This window comes from Ureibacillus sp. FSL E2-3493, from assembly GCF_038077515.1.
GTDB lineage: Bacteria > Bacillota > Bacilli > Bacillales_A > Planococcaceae > Ureibacillus > Ureibacillus halotolerans.
The window spans coordinates 1,498,646-1,524,773 of record NZ_JBBOPK010000001.1 but is presented as its reverse complement, the minus strand read 5'-3'; the positions used below and the strand labels follow the sequence as shown (position 1 = coordinate 1,524,773).

Annotated in this window: 24 protein-coding genes, 1 pseudogene and 1 riboswitch; of the genes and pseudogenes, 8 read left to right on the top strand and 17 right to left on the bottom strand. The window is 34.8% G+C overall.

Translation table 11 applies throughout. The features are described 5' to 3' along the window. Positions 1-12 precede the first annotated feature (12 nt). A complete protein-coding gene (gene msrA / locus MHH69_RS07750; protein WP_122971758.1) occupies positions 13-528 on the top strand; it encodes a peptide-methionine (S)-S-oxide reductase MsrA in 516 nt (171 codons plus the stop codon). Between the two features lie 39 nt (positions 529-567). Here msrA and recQ read toward each other — a convergent pair whose 3' ends face one another. The 3 genes from recQ to ahlS all read right to left on the bottom strand — a co-directional run bounded on the left by recQ (position 568) and on the right by ahlS (position 4,463). Further along, positions 568-2,322 (bottom strand): DNA helicase RecQ, encoded by a 1,755-nt coding sequence (gene recQ, locus MHH69_RS07745; RefSeq protein ID WP_341362035.1) that lies wholly within the window; start codon positions 2,320-2,322, stop codon positions 568-570. A gap of 149 nt (positions 2,323-2,471) precedes the next feature. Beyond that, a complete protein-coding gene (locus MHH69_RS07740) occupies positions 2,472-3,599 on the bottom strand; it encodes a zinc-dependent alcohol dehydrogenase family protein (RefSeq protein ID WP_122971756.1) in 1,128 nt (375 codons plus the stop codon). A gap of 30 nt (positions 3,600-3,629) precedes the next feature. After that, the gene (gene ahlS, locus MHH69_RS07735; protein ID WP_122971755.1) at positions 3,630-4,463 is read right to left on the bottom strand and encodes an AhlS family quorum-quenching N-acyl homoserine lactonase; all 834 of its coding nucleotides are present in this window, start codon (positions 4,461-4,463) and stop codon (positions 3,630-3,632) included. Positions 4,464-4,752: 289 nt separating this feature from the next. Between ahlS and MHH69_RS07730 the strand changes: the two genes are divergently transcribed. Further along, the gene (locus tag MHH69_RS07730; protein WP_122971754.1) at positions 4,753-6,357 is read left to right on the top strand and encodes an ABC-F family ATP-binding cassette domain-containing protein; all 1,605 of its coding nucleotides are present in this window, start codon (positions 4,753-4,755) and stop codon (positions 6,355-6,357) included. 256 nt (positions 6,358-6,613) lie between these two features. On the opposite strand, the gene MHH69_RS07725 is transcribed toward MHH69_RS07730, so the two are convergent. Further along, positions 6,614-6,814 (bottom strand): cold-shock protein, encoded by a 201-nt coding sequence (locus MHH69_RS07725; RefSeq protein WP_036179813.1) that lies wholly within the window; start codon positions 6,812-6,814, stop codon positions 6,614-6,616. 248 nt (positions 6,815-7,062) lie between these two features. Then, positions 7,063-7,389, bottom strand: coding sequence for a DUF1033 family protein (locus MHH69_RS07720; protein WP_277749714.1), 327 nt, complete (start codon positions 7,387-7,389; stop codon positions 7,063-7,065). Positions 7,390-7,737: 348 nt separating this feature from the next. On the opposite strand from MHH69_RS07720, the gene MHH69_RS07715 reads away from it, so the two are divergent. Both MHH69_RS07715 and MHH69_RS07710 read left to right on the top strand, forming a co-directional pair. Beyond that, on the top strand, positions 7,738-8,385 hold the full coding sequence (locus tag MHH69_RS07715; protein WP_122971752.1) for a 5-bromo-4-chloroindolyl phosphate hydrolysis family protein: 648 nt from the start codon (positions 7,738-7,740) through the stop codon (positions 8,383-8,385). Continuing rightward, complete coding sequence (locus tag MHH69_RS07710) at positions 8,385-9,491, top strand: toxic anion resistance protein (protein WP_158599685.1); 1,107 nt, start codon at positions 8,385-8,387, stop codon at positions 9,489-9,491. Before MHH69_RS07715 ends, MHH69_RS07710 begins: the two co-directional genes overlap by 1 nt. A gap of 78 nt (positions 9,492-9,569) precedes the next feature. Here MHH69_RS07710 and MHH69_RS07705 read toward each other — a convergent pair whose 3' ends face one another. Then, complete coding sequence (locus MHH69_RS07705; protein WP_122971750.1) at positions 9,570-9,767, bottom strand: DUF6501 family protein; 198 nt, start codon at positions 9,765-9,767, stop codon at positions 9,570-9,572. Between the two features lie 101 nt (positions 9,768-9,868). Here MHH69_RS07705 and MHH69_RS07700 point away from each other — a divergent pair, with 101 nt between their 5' ends. From MHH69_RS07700 to MHH69_RS07690, 3 genes and pseudogenes are all read left to right on the top strand, one after another. Further along, the gene (locus MHH69_RS07700; RefSeq protein WP_277749713.1) at positions 9,869-10,000 is read left to right on the top strand and encodes a hypothetical protein; all 132 of its coding nucleotides are present in this window, start codon (positions 9,869-9,871) and stop codon (positions 9,998-10,000) included. 75 nt (positions 10,001-10,075) lie between these two features. Continuing rightward, positions 10,076-10,363 (top strand): YerC/YecD family TrpR-related protein, encoded by a 288-nt coding sequence (locus MHH69_RS07695; protein ID WP_341362034.1) that lies wholly within the window; start codon positions 10,076-10,078, stop codon positions 10,361-10,363. 167 nt (positions 10,364-10,530) lie between these two features. After that, a pseudogene (locus tag MHH69_RS07690) lies at positions 10,531-11,168 on the top strand (YitT family protein). Between the two features lie 33 nt (positions 11,169-11,201). Here the strand turns inward: MHH69_RS07690 and MHH69_RS07685 are convergent. From MHH69_RS07685 to dapF, 8 genes are all read right to left on the bottom strand, one after another. Next, positions 11,202-11,936: an amino acid ABC transporter ATP-binding protein gene (locus MHH69_RS07685; protein WP_122971747.1), complete on the bottom strand. Its 735-nt coding sequence runs from the start codon at positions 11,934-11,936 to the stop codon at positions 11,202-11,204. 27 nt (positions 11,937-11,963) lie between these two features. Next, a complete protein-coding gene (locus tag MHH69_RS07680; RefSeq protein WP_341362033.1) occupies positions 11,964-12,686 on the bottom strand; it encodes an amino acid ABC transporter permease in 723 nt (240 codons plus the stop codon). Positions 12,687-12,828: 142 nt separating this feature from the next. Beyond that, positions 12,829-13,671 (bottom strand): transporter substrate-binding domain-containing protein, encoded by an 843-nt coding sequence (locus MHH69_RS07675; RefSeq protein ID WP_122971745.1) that lies wholly within the window; start codon positions 13,669-13,671, stop codon positions 12,829-12,831. 102 nt (positions 13,672-13,773) lie between these two features. Continuing rightward, a riboswitch (Lysine riboswitch) is annotated at positions 13,774-13,960 on the bottom strand. A 173-nt stretch (positions 13,961-14,133) separates the two neighbouring features. Next, complete coding sequence (odhB, locus tag MHH69_RS07670; RefSeq protein ID WP_122971744.1) at positions 14,134-15,381, bottom strand: 2-oxoglutarate dehydrogenase complex dihydrolipoyllysine-residue succinyltransferase; 1,248 nt, start codon at positions 15,379-15,381, stop codon at positions 14,134-14,136. A 101-nt stretch (positions 15,382-15,482) separates the two neighbouring features. Next, entirely contained in the window at positions 15,483-18,284 is a 2,802-nt protein-coding gene (locus tag MHH69_RS07665; RefSeq protein WP_341362032.1) for a 2-oxoglutarate dehydrogenase E1 component, read from the bottom strand. 231 nt (positions 18,285-18,515) lie between these two features. Further along, positions 18,516-19,916: a HAMP domain-containing sensor histidine kinase gene (locus tag MHH69_RS07660; RefSeq protein ID WP_122971742.1), complete on the bottom strand. Its 1,401-nt coding sequence runs from the start codon at positions 19,914-19,916 to the stop codon at positions 18,516-18,518. After that, positions 19,913-20,599, bottom strand: a complete 687-nt coding sequence (locus tag MHH69_RS07655) for a response regulator transcription factor (RefSeq protein ID WP_341362031.1) — start codon at positions 20,597-20,599, stop codon at positions 19,913-19,915. The genes MHH69_RS07660 and MHH69_RS07655 overlap by 4 nt, the downstream gene beginning before the upstream one ends. Positions 20,600-20,792: 193 nt before the next feature. Beyond that, entirely contained in the window at positions 20,793-21,752 is a 960-nt protein-coding gene (gene dapF, locus MHH69_RS07650; protein ID WP_122971740.1) for a diaminopimelate epimerase, read from the bottom strand. A 339-nt stretch (positions 21,753-22,091) separates the two neighbouring features. Between dapF and MHH69_RS07645 the strand changes: the two genes are divergently transcribed. After that, positions 22,092-22,637, top strand: coding sequence for a GNAT family N-acetyltransferase (locus MHH69_RS07645; protein ID WP_122971739.1), 546 nt, complete (start codon positions 22,092-22,094; stop codon positions 22,635-22,637). 112 nt (positions 22,638-22,749) lie between these two features. Here MHH69_RS07645 and MHH69_RS07640 read toward each other — a convergent pair whose 3' ends face one another. The 3 genes from MHH69_RS07640 to MHH69_RS07630 form a co-directional block, all read right to left on the bottom strand. Continuing rightward, the gene (locus MHH69_RS07640; RefSeq protein WP_122971738.1) at positions 22,750-23,826 is read right to left on the bottom strand and encodes an undecaprenyldiphospho-muramoylpentapeptide beta-N-acetylglucosaminyltransferase; all 1,077 of its coding nucleotides are present in this window, start codon (positions 23,824-23,826) and stop codon (positions 22,750-22,752) included. Between the two features lie 249 nt (positions 23,827-24,075). Next, the gene (locus tag MHH69_RS19320; RefSeq protein ID WP_122971737.1) at positions 24,076-24,942 is read right to left on the bottom strand and encodes a CAP domain-containing protein; all 867 of its coding nucleotides are present in this window, start codon (positions 24,940-24,942) and stop codon (positions 24,076-24,078) included. A 233-nt stretch (positions 24,943-25,175) separates the two neighbouring features. Then, entirely contained in the window at positions 25,176-26,078 is a 903-nt protein-coding gene (locus MHH69_RS07630; protein ID WP_122971736.1) for a CobW family GTP-binding protein, read from the bottom strand. Positions 26,079-26,128 lie beyond the last annotated feature (50 nt).

The window sequence follows — 26,128 nt, the reverse complement described above, 5'->3', positions numbered from 1 at the left end:
AGGCGTCATTTTATGGAAAAAGCAACATTTGCAGGTGGTTGTTTTTGGTGTATGGTGAAACCATTTGTAGAATGGGATGGCATACATAAAGTAACTTCTGGTTATATGGGTGGCACAGTAGAAAACCCTACATACGAACAAGTTAAGAAAGGTGATACGGGGCATTTAGAAGTTGTTCAAATTGAATTTGACCCTGTTGTTTTTCCATATGAAAAACTTCTTGAAATCTATTGGATGCAAATCGATCCAACAGATGACGGTGGACAGTTCCATGATCGAGGAGAGTCTTATAAAACAGCGATATTCTATCATTCAGAAGAACAGCAAAAATTGGCAGAAATTTCAAAACAACAATTAGCTGACAGCGGTCGCTTTAAAAAACCAATTGTAACGAAAATTTTAGAAGCTTCCACGTTTTATGAAGCGGAAGATTATCATCAAGATTATTATAAAAAAGAGCCTAATCATTATAAAGAAGACCGGGAAAAATCAGGTCGGGATGAATTTATTAATCAACATTGGAAATAGTAAAAAAACCGGCAAATTTAACATTTGTCGGTTTTTTGTTTAGTGAAATTCTTTAATTGCATTAATAAATATTGTGCCATAACGTTCCAGCTTGTTTTGACCTACTCCACTTACCTCTAAGAACGTTTGTTCATCGATTGGTTTCTTATCACACATATCTTTTAATGTTTTATCTGAGAATACGACAAATGGAGGAACCCCTTCTTGTTCTGCTATTTCTTTTCGAACAGCGCGCAAATGTTCAAACAACGGATCATCTCTTTTAATAACCGTTTGTTCAATTTTCACCCGACGCCAAACCTTTCTTTTGCCGAGCAATACTTCTTTCCCCTCATCGGATACATAAATAGTCGGATATTGACCCGGTTGAACTAACAACAATCTTTCAGAAATTAAAAACTCTATGAAATTTGAAATTTCCTTGGCATTCATATTTTTTAAAATACCAAAGGTAGACAATCCTTTAAAGTTTTCGATTTTTTTATTGCGGGAACCTGCTAAAACTTGAGCAGTAATTGTTTTCCCAAATTTTTGACCCATTCGAACGACACAAGAAAGGACCTTTTGTGCATCCTTCGTAACATCTGTTTTTGGACGTTCATCGGTACAATGGCTACATTGTCCACAATCTTTCGATTCCTTCTCTCCGAAATATTGCATAATGTAGGACTGTAAACAATTTTCAGTATGACAGTAATCCACCATACTTTGAAGTTTCTCAAGTTCTAATGGAATGCGTGACCGATCTTGGGATTGGTCAATTAAAAACCGTTGTGTTTGTTCATCTGACGAGCTATATAATAAAATACATTCACTTGGTAAACCATCGCGCCCCGCTCGCCCCGCTTCTTGATAATAACTTTCCATGTTTCGAGGCATTTGATAATGAATAACAAAACGAACATTCGTTTTATTAATCCCCATTCCAAAGGCATTCGTCGCAACCATTACTTGCACTTCATCTTGTAAAAACCGATTTTGCTCTACCGTTCTTTCCTTCTCTCCCATACCACCATGATATTTTGCGACCCGTATTCCTAACTTTAATAACGAATCATATACTGCTTCAACGGATTTTCTCGTAGCGGCATAAATAATTCCTACCTCGTTTGAATTATTTTTCACATATTGTTTGATGAAGCGTTCTCTATTTTCCCCTACGAGTACTTTAAATGATAAATTATCCCTTTCAAAACCAGTGATGAATGTATCATCCTGTTTTATGTTTAATAAAGAACAAATGTCCTGACTAACAGTAGGAGTAGCCGTTGCCGTTAAAGCAATGACTGTCGGTTTAACTTCCCATAGGTTTAAAAGGGATGCAATCGTTCGATAACTTGGACGAAAATCATGACCCCATTGGGAAATACAGTGGGCTTCATCTATCGCTATAAAAGGAACTGAAAGTCTAGCTAATTTTTGACGAAAAGATTCATTTTCTAAACGTTCTGGAGCAATATACAGCAGCTTGACGAGTCCCTTTTCTACGTCTTCCATCACTTGATCCATCTGACTAAACGTTAAAGAACTATTTATATAGGCTGCTTGTATGCCATTACTATGTAATAAATCGACCTGGTCTTTCATTAAAGAAATAAGTGGTGATATGACGATCGTCGTTCCTTCAAAACAAAGGGCAGGAACCTGATAACAAAGGGACTTACCCCCACCTGTTGGCATAACACATAATGTATCACGCTTATTTAAAACATTTTCGATTACTTGTTGTTGACCGATACGAAAGGAATCATATCCGAAATAATTTTTTAATACTTGAACTGCTTGCTGCAACATGTCATACCCCTCTTTTTACATCATAAAGAACAGTATACTATTGATAGATGGCGCTGACAAAAAACGAAAACGATATGTAAAATAAAAAAACTACTGTCCTAATAGGTTTAACAGTAGTTTTAATCGATTTTTTTCCTATTAGTAAAATGTTAGTCCATTTTTATTATAATTCGAGATGAATCCCCTGTAGCAAGCAAATCGAAACCTTCATTAATTTCTTCTAGTGAAATAATATTGGATACTAAACGATCCACGGGTAATCGACCTTGCTTCATCATTTGAATGAAACGTGGTATATCCCGTTTCGGAACACAACTGCCAACATAAGAACCTTTAATAGTCTTTTCTTCAGCTGTTAACGATACATAAGGAAAAGCAAATTTATGCTCCGGATGGGGTAATCCCGTCGTTGTTGTTGTGCCTCCTCGTTTTGTAACAGCATAGGCAACGTCCATTGCTGCTACTACCCCAGCTGTTTCAAAGGCATAATCGACTCCCCCATTCGAATAGTTTTTTACCTTTTCACTGATATTTTCATCCTTTGAATTAAATACAGCGGTTGCACCAAATTTCAATGCTTGTTTTAGCTTATTTTCATTAATATCAATCGCAATAATTTCTCTGGCACCGGAAGCAATTGCTCCAATTAATGCACTTAAACCAATTCCACCTAATCCAACAATCGCAACAGTACTGCCAAGTTTAATATTCGCTGTATTCACAACTGCACCGACACCCGTAATAACTGCACAACCGAATAAGGCTAATTTTTCAAATGGTAAATCCTCTTCTATTTTAACTAAGGAGTTTTCCGATACAACGACATATTCCGAAAAGGCGGATACTCCAATATGGTGAGCAATATCCTCTGTTTCAGTATGAATACGAATGCCTCCGCCAATTAACGTGCCTCTTCCATTTGCCGCAGCACCTGGCTCACAAAGGGCAGGTCTTCCTTCTGAACAAGGGATACAATGACCACAACTAGGAACAAAAATGCAAATCACTTTATCTCCAGGTGAAAAATTCGTTACCCCTTCTCCTACTTGCTCCACTATACCTGAAGCTTCATGACCGAGTGCCATTGGCAATGGACGTGGTCTACTACCGTTGATTACTGACAAATCAGAATGGCACAAACTTGCCGCTTTTATTTTTACTAGCACTTCCCCTTTTTCAGGAGGATCAAGTTCAACCGTTTCAATTTGGATTGGTTTACTTTTCGTATAAGGTTGTGCTACACCGGAAGATCTTAGTATAGCTGATTTAATTTTCAAATGACCTCTCCCCTTTTGACTATTATTTAGTTATTCATAATAACCTTCCGTCGATTTAATCAATGTTTTAAATTGATTTGCATCGTGACCAAACCAAATCGTTGAATTATATTCATTTGCATATTTCCGAATGTATTCTACTGTTGCGTTGTAGCCGACGGAATCATATAAAATTCCAGGGGGTTTAACAGGAGGGCCAAAACTTTCAGCCGTATAAAGGGCGTCAGAAGCAAGCAATAAATTACCCGCGCCAGGCAGCTCGATATGAAGCCCTAATAACCCATAAGCATGTCCAGGTCCAAAATTAATGATTTTAATCCCCTCTACAAGGGTCACTTCTTTTTCATATGGTTTAATCGTACGCCAACGTAAATCATGTTGAATCCATGCCATTACATCTCCCCATATATAGGCACCCATATCCCGTGACATCGCAAACATTTTCATCACGTTGGATAATTCTGAATCATGTACGATAATTTCTGCATTTGTAAATAGTTCTAAACAACCCGCATGATCCAAATGAAGGTGGGAAGCAACGACATATTTAATATCTTTCGGACTCACTTTTAATTGCTCTAAACGGTTAATTAAATAACATTCCTCGCTAGCAAAAGTAGGGAATAATTTTTGAACCCCTTCTGGCCAACGTCCATTTTCCCCCATGCCATCAGGATTGCATCCAGTATCAAAAAGAATTTTCCCTTCTGGGTGATCTATTAACACCGCATAAATTGGAAATTCAACAAACTCAGCTGGCGGGTTTGGATTGTCAATACTTGCAGGATTATGCATCGCAATCATATAGTTTTTATCCATCTTCATCGTACCTGTATCCAGCACATACACTTTTTTGTTACACATTCTCCATTCCTCCAATTCTTTTCCTCATCTAGTTAGAAAGCAAATCTATATGACTTTGTTTTTAAGACTAGAACAACCTATCAACATAAAATCATATGCGGAACAGTATAACGGATAGTACTCCCTATTCGTTTAGAAAATGGAAAGTAAATAATTTATTCTAAACACGTTCATTGTTTAAAATATTCATACTACGTGTTATAATAGAAACATTGTGTACAAAAGAGAAAATAGAACATCACTTTTAAAAACAATTTGAAACTGAATAACAATAAAAGGAGGAGCTTACATGATCCAAGTTAGTAATGTAGGTCTTCGTTATGGCGATCGTAAACTATTTGAAGACGTAAATATTAAATTCACACCTGGAAACTGTTATGGTTTAATCGGTGCAAATGGTGCTGGTAAATCAACATTTCTTAAAATCTTATCTGGGGATATTGAACCCCAAGAAGGTCATGTTTCAATGGGGAAAGATGAACGTCTTTCCGTCCTTAAACAAAATCACTTCGAATACGATGAATTCAACGTCCTTGATACAGTTATCATGGGGAATAAACGTCTTTGGGAAGTGAAAGTTGAAAAAGATGCGATTTATATGAAAGAAGATTTCTCTGATGAAGACGGTATGCGTGCTGCTGAATTAGAAGGAGAATTCGCAGACTTAAACGGTTGGGAAGCAGATTCAGAAGCTGCCACATTATTAAACGGTTTAGGTATTGGTGATGATCTTCATTACATGAAGATGGCTGAACTAGAAGGTTCGGATAAAGTAAAAGTATTACTTGCCCAAGCTTTATTCGGTAAGCCAGATGTCTTATTACTAGATGAGCCTACTAACCATTTAGATTTAAAAGCAATTAAATGGTTAGAAGAGTTTTTAATTAACTTTGAAAATACAGTTATTGTCGTTTCCCATGACCGTCACTTCTTAAATAAAGTGTGTACGCACATCGCAGATCTTGACTTTGGGAAAATCCAACTTTACGTTGGTAACTATGATTTCTGGTATGAATCTAGTCAATTAGCACTTAAAATGGCACAAGACCAAAATAAGAAAAAAGAAGAAAAAATTAAAGAATTACAAGCCTTCGTTGCTCGATTCTCTGCTAATGCTTCGAAATCTAGCCAAGCAACTTCACGTAAAAAAATGTTAGAGAAAATTGAACTAGAAGATATTAAACCTTCTAGCCGTAAATATCCTTTCATTAACTTCCAAATTGGGCGTGAAATCGGTAATGACGTATTAACTGTTGATGGCTTAACAGCGACGCAAGATGGGGAAACGTTATTTAAAGATGTACGTTTTACAATGAATAAAGAAGATAAAATTATTTTAATTGGGAATCCAATTGCAAAAACGGCATTAATGGACATTTTAATGGAACGTCGCCCTGCTGATAGTGGTTCGTTCAAATGGGGTGTCACAACTACTCAAAGTTATTTTGAACTTGATCACGATCAATACTTCCAAGGAACAGAAAAATCACTTGTAGAATGGTTACGTCAATATTCACCTGACGATGAGACTGAATCATTTTTACGTGGCTTCTTAGGTCGTATGTTGTTCTCTGGTGAAGAAGTGAAAAAATCCCCTTCTGTCCTTTCAGGGGGAGAAAAAGTGCGTTGTATGTTATCTAAAATGATGCTTTCCAATGCGAATGTACTTCTTTTAGATGAACCTACAAACCACCTTGACCTTGAATCGATTCAAGCTTTAAATGAAGGATTAATTCGTTTCAAAGGTGCGATGATTTTCACATCCCATGACCATCAATTTATTCAAACCATCGCCAACCGCGTTATTGAAATTCAAGAAGATGGTTCAATTTTAGATAAACAGCTAACTTACGATGAGTTCTTAGAGTGGAAAGAAGCTCAAGGAATTAATTAATTTTTACTAATAGACCACAAACTTCCCTTTAGTTTGTGGTCTATTTTTATGTAATAAGTTTACATAATAAAATTATTGTTATTTTAATAGCGTGATAAGTTCTCACGAAATCCAGTTAAATATTTGGTTAACATAATATAATTATTGTTAAAAAGAAAATATTGAGCCCTACTCTTCCTTCTTTTAAAACAAAATAAAGAGGCATCCCTAAATTTAGGGATGCCTCAGATTAACGGTCTCATTTAATTAGTAATAATTAAAGTTTTACAACGTTAGCAGCTTGTGGTCCGCGGTTACCATCAACAACCTCGAATTCCACTTTTTGACCTTCGTCAAGTGTTTTGAAACCTTCACCTTGAATAGCTGAGAAGTGTACGAATACGTCGTTTTCACCTTCAACTTCGATGAATCCAAAACCTTTTTCTGAGTTAAACCATTTTACTGTACCTTGTTTCATTTAAGAAAACCTCCAAAAAATAAATGTTAACAATATGTGATTGTTTTACCGAAATAAAAAATTCACATATTACGAAGAGTACCGACTTTACACCGATCACTCTTTGTAATATGTGAATCATTTGTACCCGGCCTAGCAATTTTATTGTTACTTAAAGTATACCATCATATTACAATTTGTCAAACATTAAATGCACTTTTTTTCGCATTTTTCTTTTATTTCTGTCAATTGATCGGTTATACAATATTTTAAACCGATTTTTCCACAATTATACCATGATAAATTTGTATATCATCATCACAAGCATCACAATATTCCCGCTCTTCATCTGTCCAAAAGGCATAATATACGCCTTCTTTATTTGCTTCATGTTCATATCGACTTCTGAAATCTTGTAACATTTCTTGTAATCCCTTTTTCAATTCAGCTTCTGTTTGAAATTGTTTTGTTAATACAATATTGGATTCCCAACCTTCAAATTTCCACCATGGTTCATAATCTGCCTTCATATAAATGAGTTGATACACTGCACGACGATCCTTTCCTTCTATTAGTATGTATTTTAGTGAATGCAATGGAAAATGTCTACCGGAAGCGTTTAGAAGATACAAAATTTGTATAAAAAAGAAATTTTATTGTTCTGAAAGTTGAAGTCTCGACTTTATTGTTTGCTTTTCACTATTTAGAATATCCATACTTCAATTCTCCATTAAGCTATGGACAACTGATAATTCGTATTCGTTGTTCTATCTTTTGTAAAGTTTAAAATGGTTATACTATAATAAAAAGTATAAAATATTCTTTTACTTTTTTAGCAATGTGGAAACTTTAAAATGAATCTATTTCAAAACAAAATACACTTACTTTGAAACTTTATACAAACCATTTACGTAATACATTTATAAGATGAAGGAGGTACGACTATGCTTGGTGCTATGAATTTTATAACTAGACATGCATTCAACTTTTTATCTAGTTTTACAGTATTTATTATAACCGTAGTTAATTTTGATTTGGGCATGTTGTTCGTGCCAATTATTACAATAGCTGCCTATTATTTAAGTAATAAAGGGATCAAATCCTTTCAAATTAGAAAAAAATGCAAAGAGCTCGGTATTTCCCGCTCTGAATATAAACAAATTGCTATGCAAATTAAAAAGGCAAAATCACATCTTCATTCTTTAACACAACAGTTTATTCAAGTTCGGTCAGTACGTTCATTTAAATTGTTAAATGAAATGACAAAAATATCGAAACGAATCATAAATATCGTGCAAATGAACCCGAGGAAATTTTATTCTGTAGAAGATTTCTTCTACTCCCATTTACCATCTGCTGTACAGTTAACTGAAAACTATTCCATGTTATCTCAGCAACAAGTAAAAGATTCTGAAATACACCTTACTTTAGAAGATACACGTCGAACATTAAAGGGCTTACATGAAACAATGGAAAACGATTTAAAATCTGCCCTTGAATCGGATTTAGAAAACTTAAAAATCGAACTAGATTATGTAAAGTTTGAAAATGCAAAACAGCAAAGGCAAATAGAACTTAGAGGTGACAAATAGTGTCGGAAAAAAAGAGCGCCATTAATCCATTTGAAGAGTTTTCAAAGAATGGAAGCTCTTTTTTTGATGTGACGATTCGTCATGATTATTCGGTTGATACACCCACTTTTAATACCTTAAATAGGGACCAGCAATCGGAAGCATTGTTAATAGCAAGCCAATTGGACGTTTCACAATATGAAAATGTCCTTCGTTTTGGTGAGGAAGTTCAACAAAAACTAAAAAACTTCACCCATAATATGTTAGTTTCTGTTCAACGGAATGATACCTCACCTATTCGGGAAATTTTATTTAAATTAATGCAACATTTAGAGAAAGTGAATCCAGATGATTTAATTGAAAAAAACAAAGGCTTCTTCAGAAAATTATTTAATCAGCCAAAAACTTCGTTACAAGAAATTGCGACCCAATATAATCGGTTAAGTAAACAAATTGATCGTTTAAGTATTCAATTGCAACATGCTCAAAAGGGTTTGTTGGCAGATATGAAATTGTTAAATGACTTGTTTGATTTAAATGAAGATTATTTTCACCGGATAAATCTGTTTATTGCAGCTGGAGAAATGAAAAAAAAGGATTTACTAAATCACGATTTACCTCAATTAGAGAAAAAAGCAAGTACTTCCGCTAACCCAATGGATCAACAGCTTTTAAATGATTTAAAAAGTTCGATTGAATGGTTGGATAAAAAAATATATGATTTACAAATTTCTAGAGAAATTGCTATACAAACAGCACCTCAAATTCGTTTAATCCAACAAACGAACCAAATGTTAATGGAAAAAATTCAAGCATCGGTCATGACGACGATTCCTTTATGGCAAACACAAATTGCAATGTTGATTAGTTTAAGTCGACAGCAGCGTGCTGAATCTGCTAGTCGCAGATTAATGGATACTTCAGAACAAATGTTACGGAAAAATGCTAAAATAATTGAAGCATCTGGCCAAAACAAAGAGAAACCAATTACCCATGAAGAAATTGATTCCTTTAAACAAACACAATACCAATTAATCGAATCTATCGAAGAAACATTACGGGTACAAGCGATTAGCAATGAACAAAAGGCGACAATCGAAGCAAAACTTCCGGACATTCATTCATAATACTAAGATTCTTCTCCCCTTTATATAATAAAGCACGATTGTTTCGTTAAAAAAACAATCGTGCTTTTGTAATGTACATTATTCAAAATAATCTTTATAATAGCCACCAACATTACCAGTGTTATCGATGACAAAGATAAATTCCTCAGTTTCATTTTTCACTTCGTACTCTTTCCCTACTGTTAACACATTGGATACTAAGTATTTTTCAGCATTTGTATTGACGCATTTTACTTTGCGAATTGTTGGTGCATCTTTCCATTTTAAATTTAACATCATTTTACCTCACTTTAAACTGACCTACTTTTATTTTCTTTTCTATTTTAAACGATTTCGATTCATTTGTGGAATTTTTCGTTCTCCATTGTATGAAAATCATGAAAAATGTTACATTATTTGAAGAGGTGATCGATTTGTCTTTCAGTGGTGTTCCAAGTTGGTTTTTTATGATTGTTATTATTTTTGCCATTGTCTTTATTATTATTTCTGAATGGAATTCTAGAAGTTAATATTATTTAATCTATTCATTTACTTTCAAGTTTATTTAGAAATAATGAATTTACGTCTACCATTGGAGGTTATGAATGGACAATTTGTATGATTATAAAACCGAACAATTAATGAAGGCATTTCTCGCATTACGAACAATGGAAGAATGCGAAGATTTTTTTAACGATTTATGTACACAAAAAGAAATTCTAGCCTTTGCACAAAGGTTGGAAGTCGCTCGTTTGTTATTAAACGGACATACTTACGAAGAAATAGAAGAATTAACATATGCAACTTATAATACGATTTCTCGAGTTAGAAAAGTTTTACATAACCAGCATTTGAAATGTATATTAAATCGAATAAATAGTTCAGCCCAATGAAGAGTTCTAATCTAGGACTCTTTTTGTTTTGAAGCTATAAATCACTTTAGCCATTTAAAGTTTCAACGCGTTACATGGAACGATTGCAGCTTAAATTTTTTTATAATACGATTTATACGATAAGTTACAAAGTTTGACAAAAAACATCATTTAGAGAGGAAACATCTATGCGATTTTTACAACTTTTTTTAGGCTGCTTTATAGTGAACATTGGCGTTTTTATTTTACATAGTGCTCATGTTGGCACAGGAGGATCGATTGGTTTAGCACTAAGCATTTCCTATTGGATTGATCTAATCTTTCCCATTACCTATATGATAGTGAACATCCCTTTTTTTATCCTATCTATTAAAAAACTAGGTTTACAGTTTACGTTATCCACTGTCCTTGCATTGCCATCCTTAGTATATTGTCCTATATAACTGAGATGGTAATGCCTGAAATCTCAATTCCTACTTGGATTGGCGTTATTGTTGGTAGTGTCATCGTCGGTTGCGGGGTACTCCTTTTGTTCCTTAATAAATCATCCCTTGGTGGAACAAGTATTTTATCACTCTATTTACAAAGAAAATTTCAATGGGATCCAGGAAAGACATTATTCATTTCTGACCTTTTCATCATTTTAACAACTTTATATTCAATAGGATGGATTGGTTTCATTTATTCTTCCGTTTCCGCATTTATTGTGTCAGTTATCGTTTCCATATTTAAAAAGCGGATAGATGAAAAAATGAATAGAGATGAAGTTAAAGAACAGTTAACAAAGGAAAATGAATTAACTGAAATGCCAGTACTACAACAATAAAGGGGCAATCCATTTTGGATCGCCCCGCATCGATTATTTTAATGTTCGTTTTAAAAATTCTTTCGTTCTTTCTTGAGATGGGTTAACTAATACTTGTTCAGGAGGACCTTCTTCCACAATAACCCCTTTATCCATAAAAACAATCCGGTCCGATACTTCTCGAGCAAACTCCATTTCATGGGTTACGATAAGCATCGTTCTACCTTCATCTGCTAATTTACGCATTACCTTTAAAACTTCTCCTACCATTTCAGGATCTAGCGCAGATGTTGGTTCATCGAATAACATTACTTCCGGATCCATCGATAGCGCTCGAGCAATTGCTACCCGTTGCTTTTGTCCACCAGATAATTGTCGCGGTTTCGCATTAACATATTTCTCCATTCCAACAACAGATAAATAATTTAAAGCGTTTCTTTTTGCTTCTTCTTTTGTTCGTTTTAATACTTTTTGTTGTCCAATAATACAATTGCTTAAAACATTATGATTATCAAAAAGATTAAATTGTTGGAATACCATTCCTAAATGGGTACGGTAGCGTTTAATGTCATGTTGATCATTTAAAATATTCGTACCATTATATATAATATCGCCAGCCGTTGGCGTTTCTAATAAATTAATACAACGAAGTAGCGTGGATTTTCCAGAACCTGATGAACCGATTAAACAGACCACTTCACCTTTCGAAACTGAAAAGTTCACATCGCGTAAAACTTCATTGTTACCAAATGATTTATTTAGATGTTTGATTTCAATTACTTTTTCCATCTTGTTTACTCCTTACGCGATAAGATTTTAAATCGTTTGTTTTTGTTCTACTTTATAGGCATTTTTGCCATCCATTTTTCGTTCGATATAACGTAATATAAATGTAGCGGTTAATGTCATGATTAAATAGATGACACATGTTATAACGTAAGATTCTGCAAAGCGGAAGTTTGCACCGGCAATCGATTTTGTCGTAAAAAATAGTTCCGTTACACTAATTACACTTAATACCGCAGAGTCTTTAATATTCATAATGAATTGGTTACCCGTTGCAGGTAAAATATTTCGGAAAACTTGGGGTAAAATAACATGAAGCATCGTTTGAAAATGACTCATTCCAATCGATTCAGCTGCTTCATATTGACCTTTATCAATTGATGCAATCCCACCACGAACATATTCAGCCATGTAAGCACCTGTATTTAATCCGACAACGACAAGGGCAGCAACAAAGCGATCCAATTCTAATCCGTAAGCAGCTAAACCATAGAAAACAACCATTGCTTGTACAATCATTGGTGTACCACGGAAAATTTCCACATAAACTGTTAATATGAAATTGAATACTTTTAAAATAACAGATTTTATCGATTTCTTACGAAGGGGTATCGTATGCATAACACCGATAAACAATCCGATAAGAGCACCAATAATTGTACTAATAATAGCAATGACTAACGTCATATATGCGCCACGTAAATAACTTGGCCAATTCTCTTCTAGAATTGAGAGTAAAATATCTAAACTCATAAATATCCTCCTAAATATTTTAGAAAATCGAACATATCATAATTGAAGTTTCGATAGTAAAATCATCTTGCCTTATCTATTTCTCTGTTTGAAAAAATAGAGCCACTGGCCGGATAATTCGACCAGTGCTACTATGTGAAAATTATTTTGCTGCAGGTTGATTTGCAATTGCTTCATCCATTAACTGTTTGCGTTCTTCTTCAGAAATGGATTTTAATGTTTCATTAATTGCTTCTAAATTTTCATCGCCTTTTTTAAGACCAATTGCAACGGCTGTATCCTCTTCTTTCGTTTCAAAACCATCTTCCAACTCTACATATACAAAGTTTTCATTTGCAGCAGTCGAAGATACTGCCTCTGGTCTTTCAGCAACATAGCCGTCAATTACTCCAGATTCCAATGCAACTCGCATATGAGAGAAACTTTCCATCGCTGTTTCTTTTTGTACATCTGGAATTTGATCGATTACTTCATAATTTGTTGTGTTTAACTGAGAAGTGATTTTAGCACCTGCAAAATCCGCTAATGTTTTCGCATTGGCATATTTTCCACCAGCTTTTGTAACGATAACGAGTTCACTAGTGTAATAGTTTTCTGTAAAATCAATGACTTTTTTACGTTCATCGGTTGGACTCATACCTGCGATAATGGCATCAATTACACCTGATTCTAATGCTGGAAGTAGACCATCCCATTCTGTTTTAACAATCACTAATTTTTTCCCTAATGCATCGGCAACACGTTTTGCAATTTCTACATCATAGCCACCAGCATATTCTTCAGAACCTTCAATTTTAACTGCTCCGTTTGAATCATCCTGTTGTGTCCAGTTAAACGGTGCATAACCAGCTTCTAAACCTACTTTTAATACATCGCTATCTTCCTTTGAAGAGGATGATGAAGTACCTTCCTCAGAACTGCCACATGCAGCAAGTAAAATGACTGCTAATAAAGTCGTCATTAATAATGTGATTTTTTTCGACATCTTTCTCTCTCCTTTTACTTTTTTCGAGCTTATAACGCAAAAAGCGACCTAAGATGAACTTAGGTCGCTTGAATAGAAAAGCCCAAATCCTCTTACGCTCCCGATTGAGATAGCACCCCTCAGATGGTTGGGAAACTCCATCTGAGACAGTCCTGCAATTATTCACTGCAGACCCAGCATGAAGTAGAGAGCCTACTTACACACTTCGGCGACATTTCCTATTTTCCATATCATTGCTTTGCTCTAAGCTCCATGAAAAACTAATAAATATCGCGCCTCTACCCCACTCGTAACGTGAGGTTTTAATATTAAATTACTATTAATATGTTACTATATTAACATCTTTGTGTCAACATTGATTATTCTGATTAATAAAATATTCATATAGTTATATATTCCATTTTAAAGGTCGAAATATAAAAAACCTCTAGCAAAATAATTTCGCTAGAGGCTTCCTTATAATTAAGAATTTAAAAGTAAATCTTCAGGATTTTCAATTAACTCTTTAACTGTTTTTAAGAATCCAACAGAATCTTTACCATCGATAATACGGTGGTCATAAGAAAGAGCTACATACATCATTGGGCGGATTTCCACTTCCCCGTTAACAGCCACTGGACGGTTAACGATAGAGTGCATACCTAAAATACCAGCTTGAGTACCGTTCATAATAGGAGTAGACATTAATGAACCGAATACACCACCGTTTGTAATTGTAAATGATCCACCAGCCATGTCGTTTAGGCCTAATTTTTTGTCGCGAGCTTTTTTCGCTAATTCTGCGATATCTTTTTCGATTTCAGCAAAGTTTTTGCTATTTGCATCACGGACTACTGGTACAACTAAACCTTCTTCAGTTGAAACCGCAATACCGATATCAAAGAAGTTATTTAAATGGATTTCATCTCCAACGATTTGTGCATTAACGTATGGATATTTTTTAAGCGCCGCAACAACTGCTTTTGTGAAAAATGACATAAATCCAAGTTTGATATCGTTTGCTTTTACGAACTCTTCTTGTTTGCGTTTACGTAAAGCCATGATGTTTGTCATGTCAATTTCATTGAATGTTGTTAACATTGCAGTTGATTGTTTAACTTCTAATAAACGTTTTGCAATCGTTTGACGACGACGGCTCATTTTTTCAATTGTTACACGGTCAGATTCAGCTGCTGGTGTGAAAACAATCGGACCATTTGTAGATACAACTGGTGCTGCTGGTGCTGCTACAGGTGCTGTACCATGAGCAGCTACGTCTTGTACACGTACGCGACCTTGTGGATCTACTGGTGAAATTGATGCTAAATCAATGCCTTTTTCACGTGCTAATTTACGTGCTGCTGGAGAAGCAACAACGCGTTCGTTTGAAGTTTCTTCTACTACTGGAGTTGCAGCTGGTGCTGGTGTTGGTGCAGCTGCTACTGGTGTAGCTTCAGCTTTTGGAGCTTCTTCAGCTGGTGCTGGCGCTGCGCCTTCTCCAGCTTCAACAACAGCGATTACTTGACCTACAAGAACTGTATCGCCTTCTTCAGCTAGGATTTGAGTTAAAACGCCAGCTTCTTCAGAAATAATTTCAGCATTAACTTTATCAGTTTCTAATTCAACGATAAATTCGCCTTTTTCAACATGATCTCCAACTTTTTTTACCCACTGGGCAATTGTACCTTCTGTAATCGATTCTGCTAATTCAGGGACTTTAATTTCAGCCACTTTGATATCCTCCTTTGAATAAACATGTGTACCTTTGAAATAGAAGGCACAAATGCATCTACTAACATGTAATAGCCTATTTGAATATTAACATCAAAAGTTTATTTAGAAAGAGCTTCGTCAATAACTTTTGCTTGTGCAATTTTATGAGAATCCATGTCTCCTTCAGAAGTTGAAGACATTTCAGGACGACCAACATATTTCACTTTTTTACCATCAGCAAGGTCTAGCAAATATTCAAGTGCATATTTCCAAGGACCTTGGTTTTTAGGTTCTTCTTGTACCCAAACGATTTCTTTTGCATTTGGATATTTCGCAATAATTTCAGATATTTTTTGTGTTGGGAAAGGATATAGTTGTTCCACACGAATAATGTGTATGTTTTCATACCCTTTACCATCTTGAATACGATCTGCTAAATCAATTGTTACTTTACCTGAAGCAAGGATAATACGTTCTACTTTTTTCGCATTTCCACCTAAACCTGGTTGTTCAATTACTTCTTGGAATTTCCCTTCAGATAACTGCTCTAAAGATGCTGCAGCTAACGGATGGCGAAGTAATGATTTTGGTGAAACAATAACTAATGGACGGATTGCTTCAGTTCCAAGCATTTTCGCTTGTCGGCGAAGTAAGTGGAAGTAGTTACCTGCATTTGAACAGTTCGCTACAATCCAGTTATTCTCAGCTGATAATTGTAAATATCTTTCAATACGAGCTGATGAATGTTCCGGACCTTGTCCTTCAATTCCGTTTGGTAATAAAAGAACTAATCCTGATTTTTGACCCCATTTAGAGCGGGCAGATGAAATAAAGTTATCAAACATAATTTGGGCCATATTCGCAAAGTCACCGAACTGAGCTTCCCAAATTGTTAAAGCATTTTCATTTTCTAAATTATAACCATATTCAAAGCCAACAATTGCCGCCTCTGTTAATGGAGAATTATAAACAGTAAATGATGCTTTTGAATCCGATACGTTGTGTAATGGAACGAATTCTGCGCCATTATTTTTGTCATGAAGTACTAAATGGCGTTGAGAGAACGTACCACGTTGAGCATCTTGACCACTAATACGAATTGGGTTACCATCGCGTAAAATTGCAGCAAATGCTAATGTTTCTGCGTGACCCCAATCAATTTTATCCGTTTCTAATGCTTCTACACGTTTATTTAATATTTTTGCTAACTTGTTTTGAGGTTCAAAGCTTTCAGGCCAAGCAAGAAGATCTTCATTTATTTGTTTTAAATCTACTTTTGAAACGCTTGTTTCAACTTCTGGATATTCATTTTTCACTTCTTCTGGCATTTCGATTTCGAAGTGGCCTTTAGTAGCACCTACTTCTTTTACGTGATCATAAGAAGCTTGCATTTCTGCGTAAATTTCTTCATCCAGTTTTTTCACTTGTTCTAAAGAAAGAATTCCTTCATTAGCTAATTTTTCTCCATAAAGAACACGTACTGTTGGATGAGTTGAAACAATTTTATATGTTAAAGGATTGGTTACTGTTGGGTCATCCGTTTCGTTGTGACCGAATCGACGATATCCAATTAAGTCTATTAAAATATCTTTGCCAAAGGTTTGACGATATTCAAACGCTAAGTGGGCTACTTGTACAACTGCTTCAGGATCGTCAGCATTAACGTGAATTACTGGAATACCGTAACCTTTTGCCACGTCTGAAGAATAGCGAGTTGAACGAGAATCAAAATGTTCTGTTGTAAAACCAATCATATTATTTGAAATAATATGGATTGAACCACCCGTTGAGAAACCAGTTGTTTCCGCGTAGTTAAATGTTTCTTGAACGATTCCTTCCCCGGCAAATGCTGCATCACCATGTACAAGTACCGCTAATGCTTTTGATGCATCGTGAACAGGTGCACCTGGCTTTGTAGTATCTTCTTGAGCAGCACGAGTTGAACCTGTAATAATTGGACTTACAACTTCTAAGTGTGATGGGTTATAAGCTAATTTCACTTTCATTCCTGAGTCTTTTGTGTAAGTAGCTCCCATATGGTATTTCACATCACCAGTCCAACCTTTAGAAATTTCTAAAGTACCATCTTCAGGGAAGAAATAGTCATTTGGCACATGGGCAAAGTCTGCAAACATCATGTCATAAGGTTTATTTACTACATGTGTTAATACATTTAAACGGCCTCGGTGAGCCATACCGATTTGTAAAAATTTCATTTTCTCGTCATCGGCTTTTTTAACAATTTCGTCTAACAATACAACTAATGTATCTAAACCTTCAATTGAGAAGCGTTTTTGACCTACGAACGTTTTATGAATAAATCTTTCGAAATCTTCAACGCGTGTTAATCTTTCTAATAACTCTTTTTTCTGTTCAGTAGTTAAGCTTACAGTTGTTTTACCTGATTCAATTTTATCTTGAATCCATTGACGTTCTGCATCATCAACATGAGCATATTCATAAGCAATTTTTCCAGTATAAATTGCACGTAAATAGTCAATTGCTTGCTTTCCGTTGGTAACGCTTCCAGGGACATTATGAAAGAATAATGAAGCTGGCATTGCAGTTAGATCGGCTTCACTTAATCCGTAAGCGGATAATTCGATGCGTGAAGAATCTAATTGACGGTCTTTTAAAGGGTAAATATCCGCAGCTAAATGCCCGTGGGAACGTAGAGCATCAGCTAATTTAACCGCAGCAAATATTTTTTGAATATTGCCTGTTTCGTGTGCTACGCCTTCAACAGCAACTTGCTCTCCACCAAGAACTGGCGCACCAAATTGTTGGAAAAGGGTAACGAGTTCTGGTTCTACTTGTTCTGGAGACTGTAAATATAAATCATATTGCTCCATTACATAACCTAAGTTAGGACCAGAGAATGCTGACCAAGGGGAACCAGCAAATAATACATTGTTCGACATGAGAATAACCTCCAAATTTCGCCCTAAGGCAGTTCCATTGTTTTACCTAGAATATTATTTCATATTTTACCATTCTTCTACAATACAAATTATCTATTGCTATTTATCGAAGAACGTTTTTTTTCCATTTCAATCTTACTACTCTTCACAAAAAATACAACTATTTTTCTCAAAATGAGCAATTTTTTTGGCAAATAACCGTTTTAAGTAGGAATTTATGAAAAAATTTCATTAAATTTTAAAACTTAATGTAAAAGTTGTACCTTTTTCTACTTCACTTACCACATCCATTTCAATGTGATATTTTTCAGCTAACATCTTCGTAATACTTAATCCAAGACCTGTACCACCACCGATATTTTCCCTTGAAGTATCCACTCGATAAAAACGATCAAAAATATATGGTAAATGTTCCTTTGCAATTCCAATCCCATTGTCTTTTATCGTCATAAAAAGACTTTCAGATAAATAATGGACTTCAATGTTAATAACCGGATTTTTATCATTATATCTTATTCCGTTTTCTACAATGTTGCGTATGATTTGTGCCAATGCATTTTCAGAAACATTTGGCTGCTTTGGTTCACCGTTTTCTTTAATGCGAATCGTTGTTTGGGGATAAATCATTATTAGCTCATCTTTCACAGATGTGAGAACTTTTCCGATATTAGCATATGAATGTTCGTCTCTCTTTTCTTTTCTCGCTAAATCTAATAACTCCTCAATCATTTTCTTCATTCGAACAACTTCTTCTAGTGAAGAAGTTAATGATTCTTCCAAAATATCCGGATCGTTTTTACCCCATCTTTTAATTAATGATAAATGTCCTTCGATAGCCTGAATCGGTGTTCTTAATTCATGGGATGCATCAGAAACAAATTGTTGTTGTTTTGCAAAGGAAATTTGCAATTCGTTCATCATCGACTCATAAATATTCAGTAAGTCGCCTATTTCATCATCTGCATTATAGGCTAAGTGAATTTTTTCTTCAAAACCTTTATCTCGAATGGATAACATGGAGTCCCTCAAATCTTGTATAGGTCGAATTAAAACATTGGCTAAATAATATCCAATAGCACCTGCAATGAGCAATGCTCCTAACCCTGCGATTAACATAGTTGTTAAAACGTATTGCATCATCGATTGAAACGTTTCAAGAGGATGGATGAGTTGTATGATGCCTGTAAAAGGTCCAATGGTCACCATTTTGTTTACAACAAATACATCTCGATTATCAATTACTTCCTTTGACACAATCGTTTTTCTTATTTTCTCATAATCTAATTCAATTGGAGCTGCAGAAGATTCGTCATTGATCCGTAATACTTCATAACCATCCTTATTAAAAATTCTTACCGTTTGATTTTGATTTACTATCGCTTTAAATAATCCTGTATTTCCTTGAAACTCTTGAATCGAAATAGAGCCATTTTGAGAATTAAAGAAGGATGTTAAGTCATCTACGGTACGTATCGCATTATTTTCTTCATTTTGCAAAAGCCATGAATATAGGGCAAAATAAATAACTGTACAAATGGCAGCATAGCTTATAAAAATGACAATGGACGTTGATAAAATCCACTTCTTTTTTAATGATTGATTTTTAAAAATGGCGTTCTTCAGTTTATTCATTCCCTCACCACATATCCTACTCCGCGCACAGTTTCAATATATGGATTTGAATCTGTCTTTAGTTTAGATCGCAAATGGCGAATGTAAACATCTACCACATTCGTTTCTACCTCCGTATTGTAGCCCCAAATCGATTGTAGAATCATTTCCCTTTCACAAACACGATTTTTATTTTCACATAATAGTTTTAATAAATCATACTCTGTTTTCGTCAATTCAAGTTTTTTATTTTCAAAGAAAACTTCATAGGATTGTGGCTTAATTACTAATTCTCGAACGCAAATTTCTTCATCTTTCTCCAGTTCTTTTTCTCCGATACTTTGAGTTCTTCTTAAGACAGAACGTATTCGAGCAAGCAATTCTTCAATGGCAAATGGCTTCACAATATAATCATCTGCTCCAGAATCTAACCCTGCCACCCGATCCATTACCGCATCCCTTGCCGTAATTAAAATAATCGGTACATCGGATTTCGCTCGGACGCGGCGACAAATTTCAATTCCATTTAGACCTGGCAGCATGACATCAAGCAAGAGACAATCGAACTGTTGTTCTAACGCTTTATTTAAACCATCTCTCCCATCATGGGTTACTGTTACGTCAAAATATTCATGCTCTAATTCCAATTCCATAAATCGAGCTATATTTTTTTCATCTTCCACTATTAAAATTCTTTTTCTCATTGAATCATCCCTCGAAAATTGTATAAAAAATCCTCGTCTTAAGTTTAACTTAAAACGAGGACTTAATAAAACTACTATGACTTTTCTTTGAAATGGTGGAACTAGTTCCCAAAGTATCTTACAAAAAATTAACAATGGGTTCATTTGCAGTTCATTAAAACCTATTATTATTGTAATGTATTAAATTTGATCATTAATTTGCAAAAGAAGCTGTTTCTTTTTTTACTAACTCAATGCTTTTTTCATACTGTTTCTGTTCATCCGTTTCGTTATAGTTTAAAAATGTTAAGTTATGGATGTCGAAAGTGTATTCGGCAGTAACCGTTGCGTTTCCAATTAACGTTAATTCATAACGATCGCCATTTGTTTTCACTTCACATTTTACAAAACCGCCCGGATTGAATACGGTAATGACATCATTATGAACGAAGCCGTTTAATTTCGACACAAGGGCTGAAGCGGTCATTGCAGTACCACATGCATTCGTAAAACCTACTCCTCGTTCAAAAGTTCGAACAAAAATTGTGTCATTTTTCATTGGATAAACATAACTTACGTTTACGCCATCAACACAATACTCGTTTTCACCGTTTAATAACTCAGCTAACGATTTTTGATGCGTATTGTTTTCAATATAAGTTTGGTCCACGATTCCAATCAAATGGGGATTCGGAACAGAAACAGCCGTAAAAGGAATGGTTGTTGAAAATTCTTGGATAATTTGATGACGAATTTCCTCTTGACCTTTATAGCTCATAGGTAAACTACTTAGAGCAAAGGACACTGGTGATATTTCAACGGCATATGTTGGAATATCTTCTAATAGAGGTGACTCTTTTCGCACCTTCAAATTGGCTTTCATCGTTTCAATGATCGCTTCTTCCTTTTCAAGTTGTTCGCATACGAATCTAGCAACACAACGTAAACCATTTCCACACATGGAAGCTTCAGAACCGTCAGCATTTATGACTCTCATTTTGGCGTCGGCAATAGTTGATGGTAAAACTAGCAATAAACCATCAGCTCCACCGTTGTTTTCTTTTTGACATAACCAAGTTGTTAACTTAGTCCAATCAACTTCATTTTCATTGTTAGTTTGATATAAATAAAATGTATTGCCTGATCCATGAACTTTTAATAAAGTTCTTTCCATCAGCTCACCCGCTCTCTTTCTATTTACTACTATAATAAGTGTTTATATAGGTTGAATCAACTTAATAAAAGGAACACTTTTTTATACTTTTTTAATATTTTCGCCACAAATTAGTCATAGCGAATTGCGTAATAAAAAGTTTAAATTTTTGTATAGAATAGAATATTTATAATATGATATTATCATCTCAACTATTTTTTTAAAGTTGATTTTGAGAAACGAAAAAATCTAAAATTTTTTGTTTGACGTCTTGTTCCTTTCGTTATATTATTTTGTTCTGTTGCCTTGTGACAAAGTAATTTTCGGATTTGCAACTATCCAAAAAAGGAGGCGTTTCATTTGTTAAAATATCGAGATCTTTCTGAAACAAATGAGTTATACCAATTAATGATACATCCAACCGTTTTCCCTTTTGTTCGTCATAAAGCATATTCTCCTGAAGAATATTTATTTATAACAAAACAGTTATTGGAAGAGGAACAACTAGGAAAGACGATTTCACGAACGATAACCGATGACTGGGGTCAACCAATTGGTACCATTAATCTATATGACGTTCAAGATGGCGCTGGCTTCCTTGGGACTTGGATAGGTGCACCTTATCAGGGTAAAGGATACAACCAAGCTGCAAAACATGAGTTTTTAACAGAGCTATTTTTTGAAAAGGATTTCCATACCGTATTTTTACGAATCCGAAAAGAAAACGAAAAATCGAAACGTGCCTCCCAAAAATTACCGTATGTCGTTTGTGCGAAAGAATCCCATCCGGCATTATATGAAGAAATTAATAGTGGTGAGGTAAAATTCGACTTATATAAAATCCCAAAAGACTTATTCTACATCGTAACAGCAAAGGAACAAGCAAACGAAGAACAAGCAATGTAACATTCTTTTTCAATGCTTATACTTTAATAAAAGAATACAATAGTAAAAGTAGGTGATTCATTGAATGAACCACCTACTTTTTTACGCTATTCATATCATAATCAATAAATATTTATTTTTCGTATTGAAGAATAAGGCTAACCATTTCATCAGGAGTTTTCGGGCTTTCAGCTTTTTCCATCGCATCAATCATCTCATCTTTTCTTGTACTCAAAGCCTCAATCGCCTTCATGAATGTATTTTTCGTTAATAGTTCTTCTTCTAATACGTGGGCAAAACCTTGACGTTCAAAAATATTGGCATTTAAAATTTGATCTCCACGACTTTTAGATGCTGAAAGAGGTACTAATAACATCGGTTTTTTTAATGCTAAAAATTCGAATATTGAATTAGAACCAGCTCTAGAGACAATAAAATCCGCAGCATAAAGTAAGTCGGGCAGTTCCGTTGTCACATAGTCGAATTGTTTATAGCCTTTTAAGCGATCTAAAGTAGTATCTACATTCCCTTTTCCGCATAAATGGATAATATTAAATTCTTTTAATAGTTCCGGTAAATTATTTCGTAATGCGTCATTTAAAACAGCCGAACCTAAACTTCCTCCCATGACAAGAAGCACTTTTTTCCGCTCTTCAAACCCACATCGTTTTTTTCCTACAGATGCATTACCCGTAAATAATTGTTCACGAACAATAGAACCGGTACATGTTGCTTTATCGCTTGGTAAATACTTTAATGTATCTTGAAAAATCGTAAATACATGGGAAGCAAACGGTAAAGCAATTTTGTTAGCTAGACCTGGTGTAACATCTGATTCATGAATCACTACAGGAATCTTTGCTAACTTTGCCGCGATGACAACAGGTACTGATACAAACCCACCTTTGGAAAAGATGATAGATGGCTTAACCTTACGAATAATCCTAAATGCTTGCCCAACGCCAGCTAAAACTTTAAATGGATCTGAAAAGTTCTTCATTGAAAAATATCGACGTAATTTACCACTTGCAATACTGTGATAAGGTACTTCGGGAAAACTTTCGGTAATTAACTCTTTCTCAATTCCATCATAAGAACCGATATAATGTACATCATATCCTTCCTTTTGTAAGGAAGGGATAATTGCTTGATTTAAAGAAACGTGACCGGCTGTGCCGCCACCAGTTAAAATAATTGATTTTTGTTTCACAGAAATCTCCTATCTAAATACAATAATTTGTATTTCATTTAAATATATATGATTGCAAAAAATATAAATGAAAAAACAATAGTAAGCCTTGCTTTAGTCATCCTTTTTCAGTCAATATTGTACCATAATTTATGGACCAAACCCATTTTAAATAAGATTGACGGGGAAAATCAAGATTCATATAAAATAATTCAAAATAAAAAAATACCGGGCAAGAATGAATTCTTGTCCCGGTATTTTAACCAACTATTATAGTTGAATAAATTGTTGTGTCCAGTGATTTCCATCTGCCACATAACCTACACCAATGTGTGTAAAGTTAGCGTTCATAATATTTGCACGGTGACCTTCAGAATTCATCCAAGCTTGTACGACTTCTTCTGGTGTTCTTTGACCTTGTGCAATATTTTCACCTGCTGCTTTATATGAAATACCTGCAGCCTTCATTTGATCAAATGGGCTTCCGTAAGTAGGACTTGTATGGGAGAAATAATTATTTTTCGCCATATCAGCAGATTTTTCACGAGCAACTGACATTAATGGTGCATACATTTCTAAAGGTTTTAAACCTTGTTTAGCACGCTCAGCATTTGTTAATTCGATAACTTTTTCTTCAAATGCAGAAACAGAACCGTTTTCTGCAGCTGGTGCTGCTGGTTTTTGAGCTGCTTCATTATTTGTAGTTGGTGCTGGTGTGTTATTGTTTGTTACAGGTTTTGCTTCAGGAGCTGTAACTTCTTTTTGTTCCTCAGCTGGTGCTGGTGTTTTCACTACTTCTTTATTAGTAGTTTCATTTTTTGATGGAACTGTTACTTCCTTCGCTTGTTCTGGATTATGCTTTGCTTCTTCTTGTACTTTAGAAGCTAGTAATTCTTCTAATTTAGTTGTAGAGATTGATAATTTATTCGCAAGGTCTTTAATGCTTGCCTCATCAGTTAAAGAACAGTTGTTTAAAAAGTTGTTTAAAGCATTTTCGAATTGATCTGGATTAACAACTTTCACCATGCTTTGAACTGATATATTTTGACCTTCCTCATTATTAGACGCAGCATCTGCTGTCGGAACTTGTGTTGAGATTAAACCTAGTGCACAAAATGTGATAAACCATTTTTTCATTTTGTATTCCTCCTCTCGCAACTAATCATATACGAGAAAAGTTGAAAAATATGGACCATAACTTGGTAACAGTACCAAGCAAATGATTGAACCTCATAAACTATGACTTTATTTATCTATTTTTCTAATAAAATTTTCCTATTATCAAAGAACTTACCTGCGAAATGCTATTGACAAATTTTTGAGTTCGTTTTATAATGCAAATTCATTTCTTATATTACAACAATATTACACTATTTCTCATTTAAAACTTCTATTTCTTGAATATTTTCTCCAATCATAACGATTTTAGAAGGCATATGAATATATTCTGGCAACCATTGAACTAAACCATATGCATATTGGAATAACATCGGATTTTTAATTCCTTCTATCGGAACATATCCTTTTATTCTATATACAGTTGAAGGCAATGAGCGTACCCATTCTTCAAATTGTTCCTGCGTATAACTTGTCTTTAACTCTACTAATCGTGAACTTAAATATAATTGAGTGCCGATTCTAGCGATTTCAATGTCCTCTTTCGACTTGTGTGCTGTTGCCTTTAATTTCTCTAATAGTGAAAGCGGCACTTTACCGTTTGTCGTCTGTAAAATAAAAGCGTTTGGATTCACATTTTGCATTTCAAAAACAACTTTTGCTTGTTCTACTTCCGTTAATAAATCCATCTTGTTTGCTAATAAAAGATGGGCATGACGAATTTGTTCTAAATAGAGACTTCGAACTTGAGGTGTTAACGTTTCCCGTTCTAACCATAGCTTACTATCTGCTACCGTTACGATTCCCTTAATATTCAACTGCTCTGCAAAAAGAGGTGAATATACCGCATCCAACGCTTCCACGGGATGGGCAGCCCCCGTTGTTTCAATAATAAGGACATCGAATTCGGAATCCATAAGCAAAGATTGAATTTGAGCTTCCGTTTTTTCAGCACCTGAACAACAAATACACCCCTCTAACATTTCCTTTAGAGGGACATCTTCATCAACTGCTCGGGAGTCAAAGGGCAACTTCCCTAATTCATTCATTATAACAGCAGGCTTTAACCCCTTTTCCTTCAATTGTCGTAATACATCCGTTAACATGGACGTTTTTCCACTACCTAAAAATCCACTAAATAAATAGACATCTTTCATTTTGACACATCCTTCTATTATGGAAGAAAGAGCTGTTCATTGCTCGATAC

Excerpts from the sequence above, each read along its gene's own strand:
- MHH69_RS07675 (WP_122971745.1), bottom strand. The coding sequence starts at position 13,671 with ATGTCGAAAAAAATCACATTATTAATGACGACTTTATTAGCAGTCATT.
- MHH69_RS07725 (WP_036179813.1), bottom strand. The coding sequence starts at position 6,814 with ATGAAACAAGGTACAGTAAAATGGTTTAACTCAGAAAAAGGTTTTGGA.
- MHH69_RS07680 (WP_341362033.1), bottom strand. The coding sequence starts at position 12,686 with ATGAGTTTAGATATTTTACTCTCAATTCTAGAAGAGAATTGGCCAAGT.
- MHH69_RS07655 (WP_341362031.1), bottom strand. The coding sequence starts at position 20,599 with ATGAGAAAAAGAATTTTAATAGTGGAAGATGAAAAAAATATAGCTCGA.
- msrA (WP_122971758.1), top strand. The coding sequence starts at position 13 with ATGGAAAAAGCAACATTTGCAGGTGGTTGTTTTTGGTGTATGGTGAAA.
- MHH69_RS07705 (WP_122971750.1), bottom strand. The coding sequence starts at position 9,767 with ATGTTAAATTTAAAATGGAAAGATGCACCAACAATTCGCAAAGTAAAA.
- MHH69_RS19320 (WP_122971737.1), bottom strand. The coding sequence starts at position 24,942 with ATGAAAAAATGGTTTATCACATTTTGTGCACTAGGTTTAATCTCAACA.
- MHH69_RS07730 (WP_122971754.1), top strand. The coding sequence starts at position 4,753 with ATGATCCAAGTTAGTAATGTAGGTCTTCGTTATGGCGATCGTAAACTA.
- MHH69_RS07665 (WP_341362032.1), bottom strand. The coding sequence starts at position 18,284 with ATGTCGAACAATGTATTATTTGCTGGTTCCCCTTGGTCAGCATTCTCT.
- MHH69_RS07630 (WP_122971736.1), bottom strand. The coding sequence starts at position 26,078 with ATGAAAGATGTCTATTTATTTAGTGGATTTTTAGGTAGTGGAAAAACG.
- MHH69_RS07715 (WP_122971752.1), top strand. The coding sequence starts at position 7,738 with ATGCTTGGTGCTATGAATTTTATAACTAGACATGCATTCAACTTTTTA.
- MHH69_RS07685 (WP_122971747.1), bottom strand. The coding sequence starts at position 11,936 with ATGGAAAAAGTAATTGAAATCAAACATCTAAATAAATCATTTGGTAAC.
- recQ (WP_341362035.1), bottom strand. The coding sequence starts at position 2,322 with ATGTTGCAGCAAGCAGTTCAAGTATTAAAAAATTATTTCGGATATGAT.
- ahlS (WP_122971755.1), bottom strand. The coding sequence starts at position 4,463 with ATGTGTAACAAAAAAGTGTATGTGCTGGATACAGGTACGATGAAGATG.
- MHH69_RS07695 (WP_341362034.1), top strand. The coding sequence starts at position 10,076 with ATGGACAATTTGTATGATTATAAAACCGAACAATTAATGAAGGCATTT.
- MHH69_RS07660 (WP_122971742.1), bottom strand. The coding sequence starts at position 19,916 with ATGAATAAACTGAAGAACGCCATTTTTAAAAATCAATCATTAAAAAAG.
- MHH69_RS07700 (WP_277749713.1), top strand. The coding sequence starts at position 9,869 with ATGAAAAATGTTACATTATTTGAAGAGGTGATCGATTTGTCTTTCAGT.
- dapF (WP_122971740.1), bottom strand. The coding sequence starts at position 21,752 with ATGGAAAGAACTTTATTAAAAGTTCATGGATCAGGCAATACATTTTAT.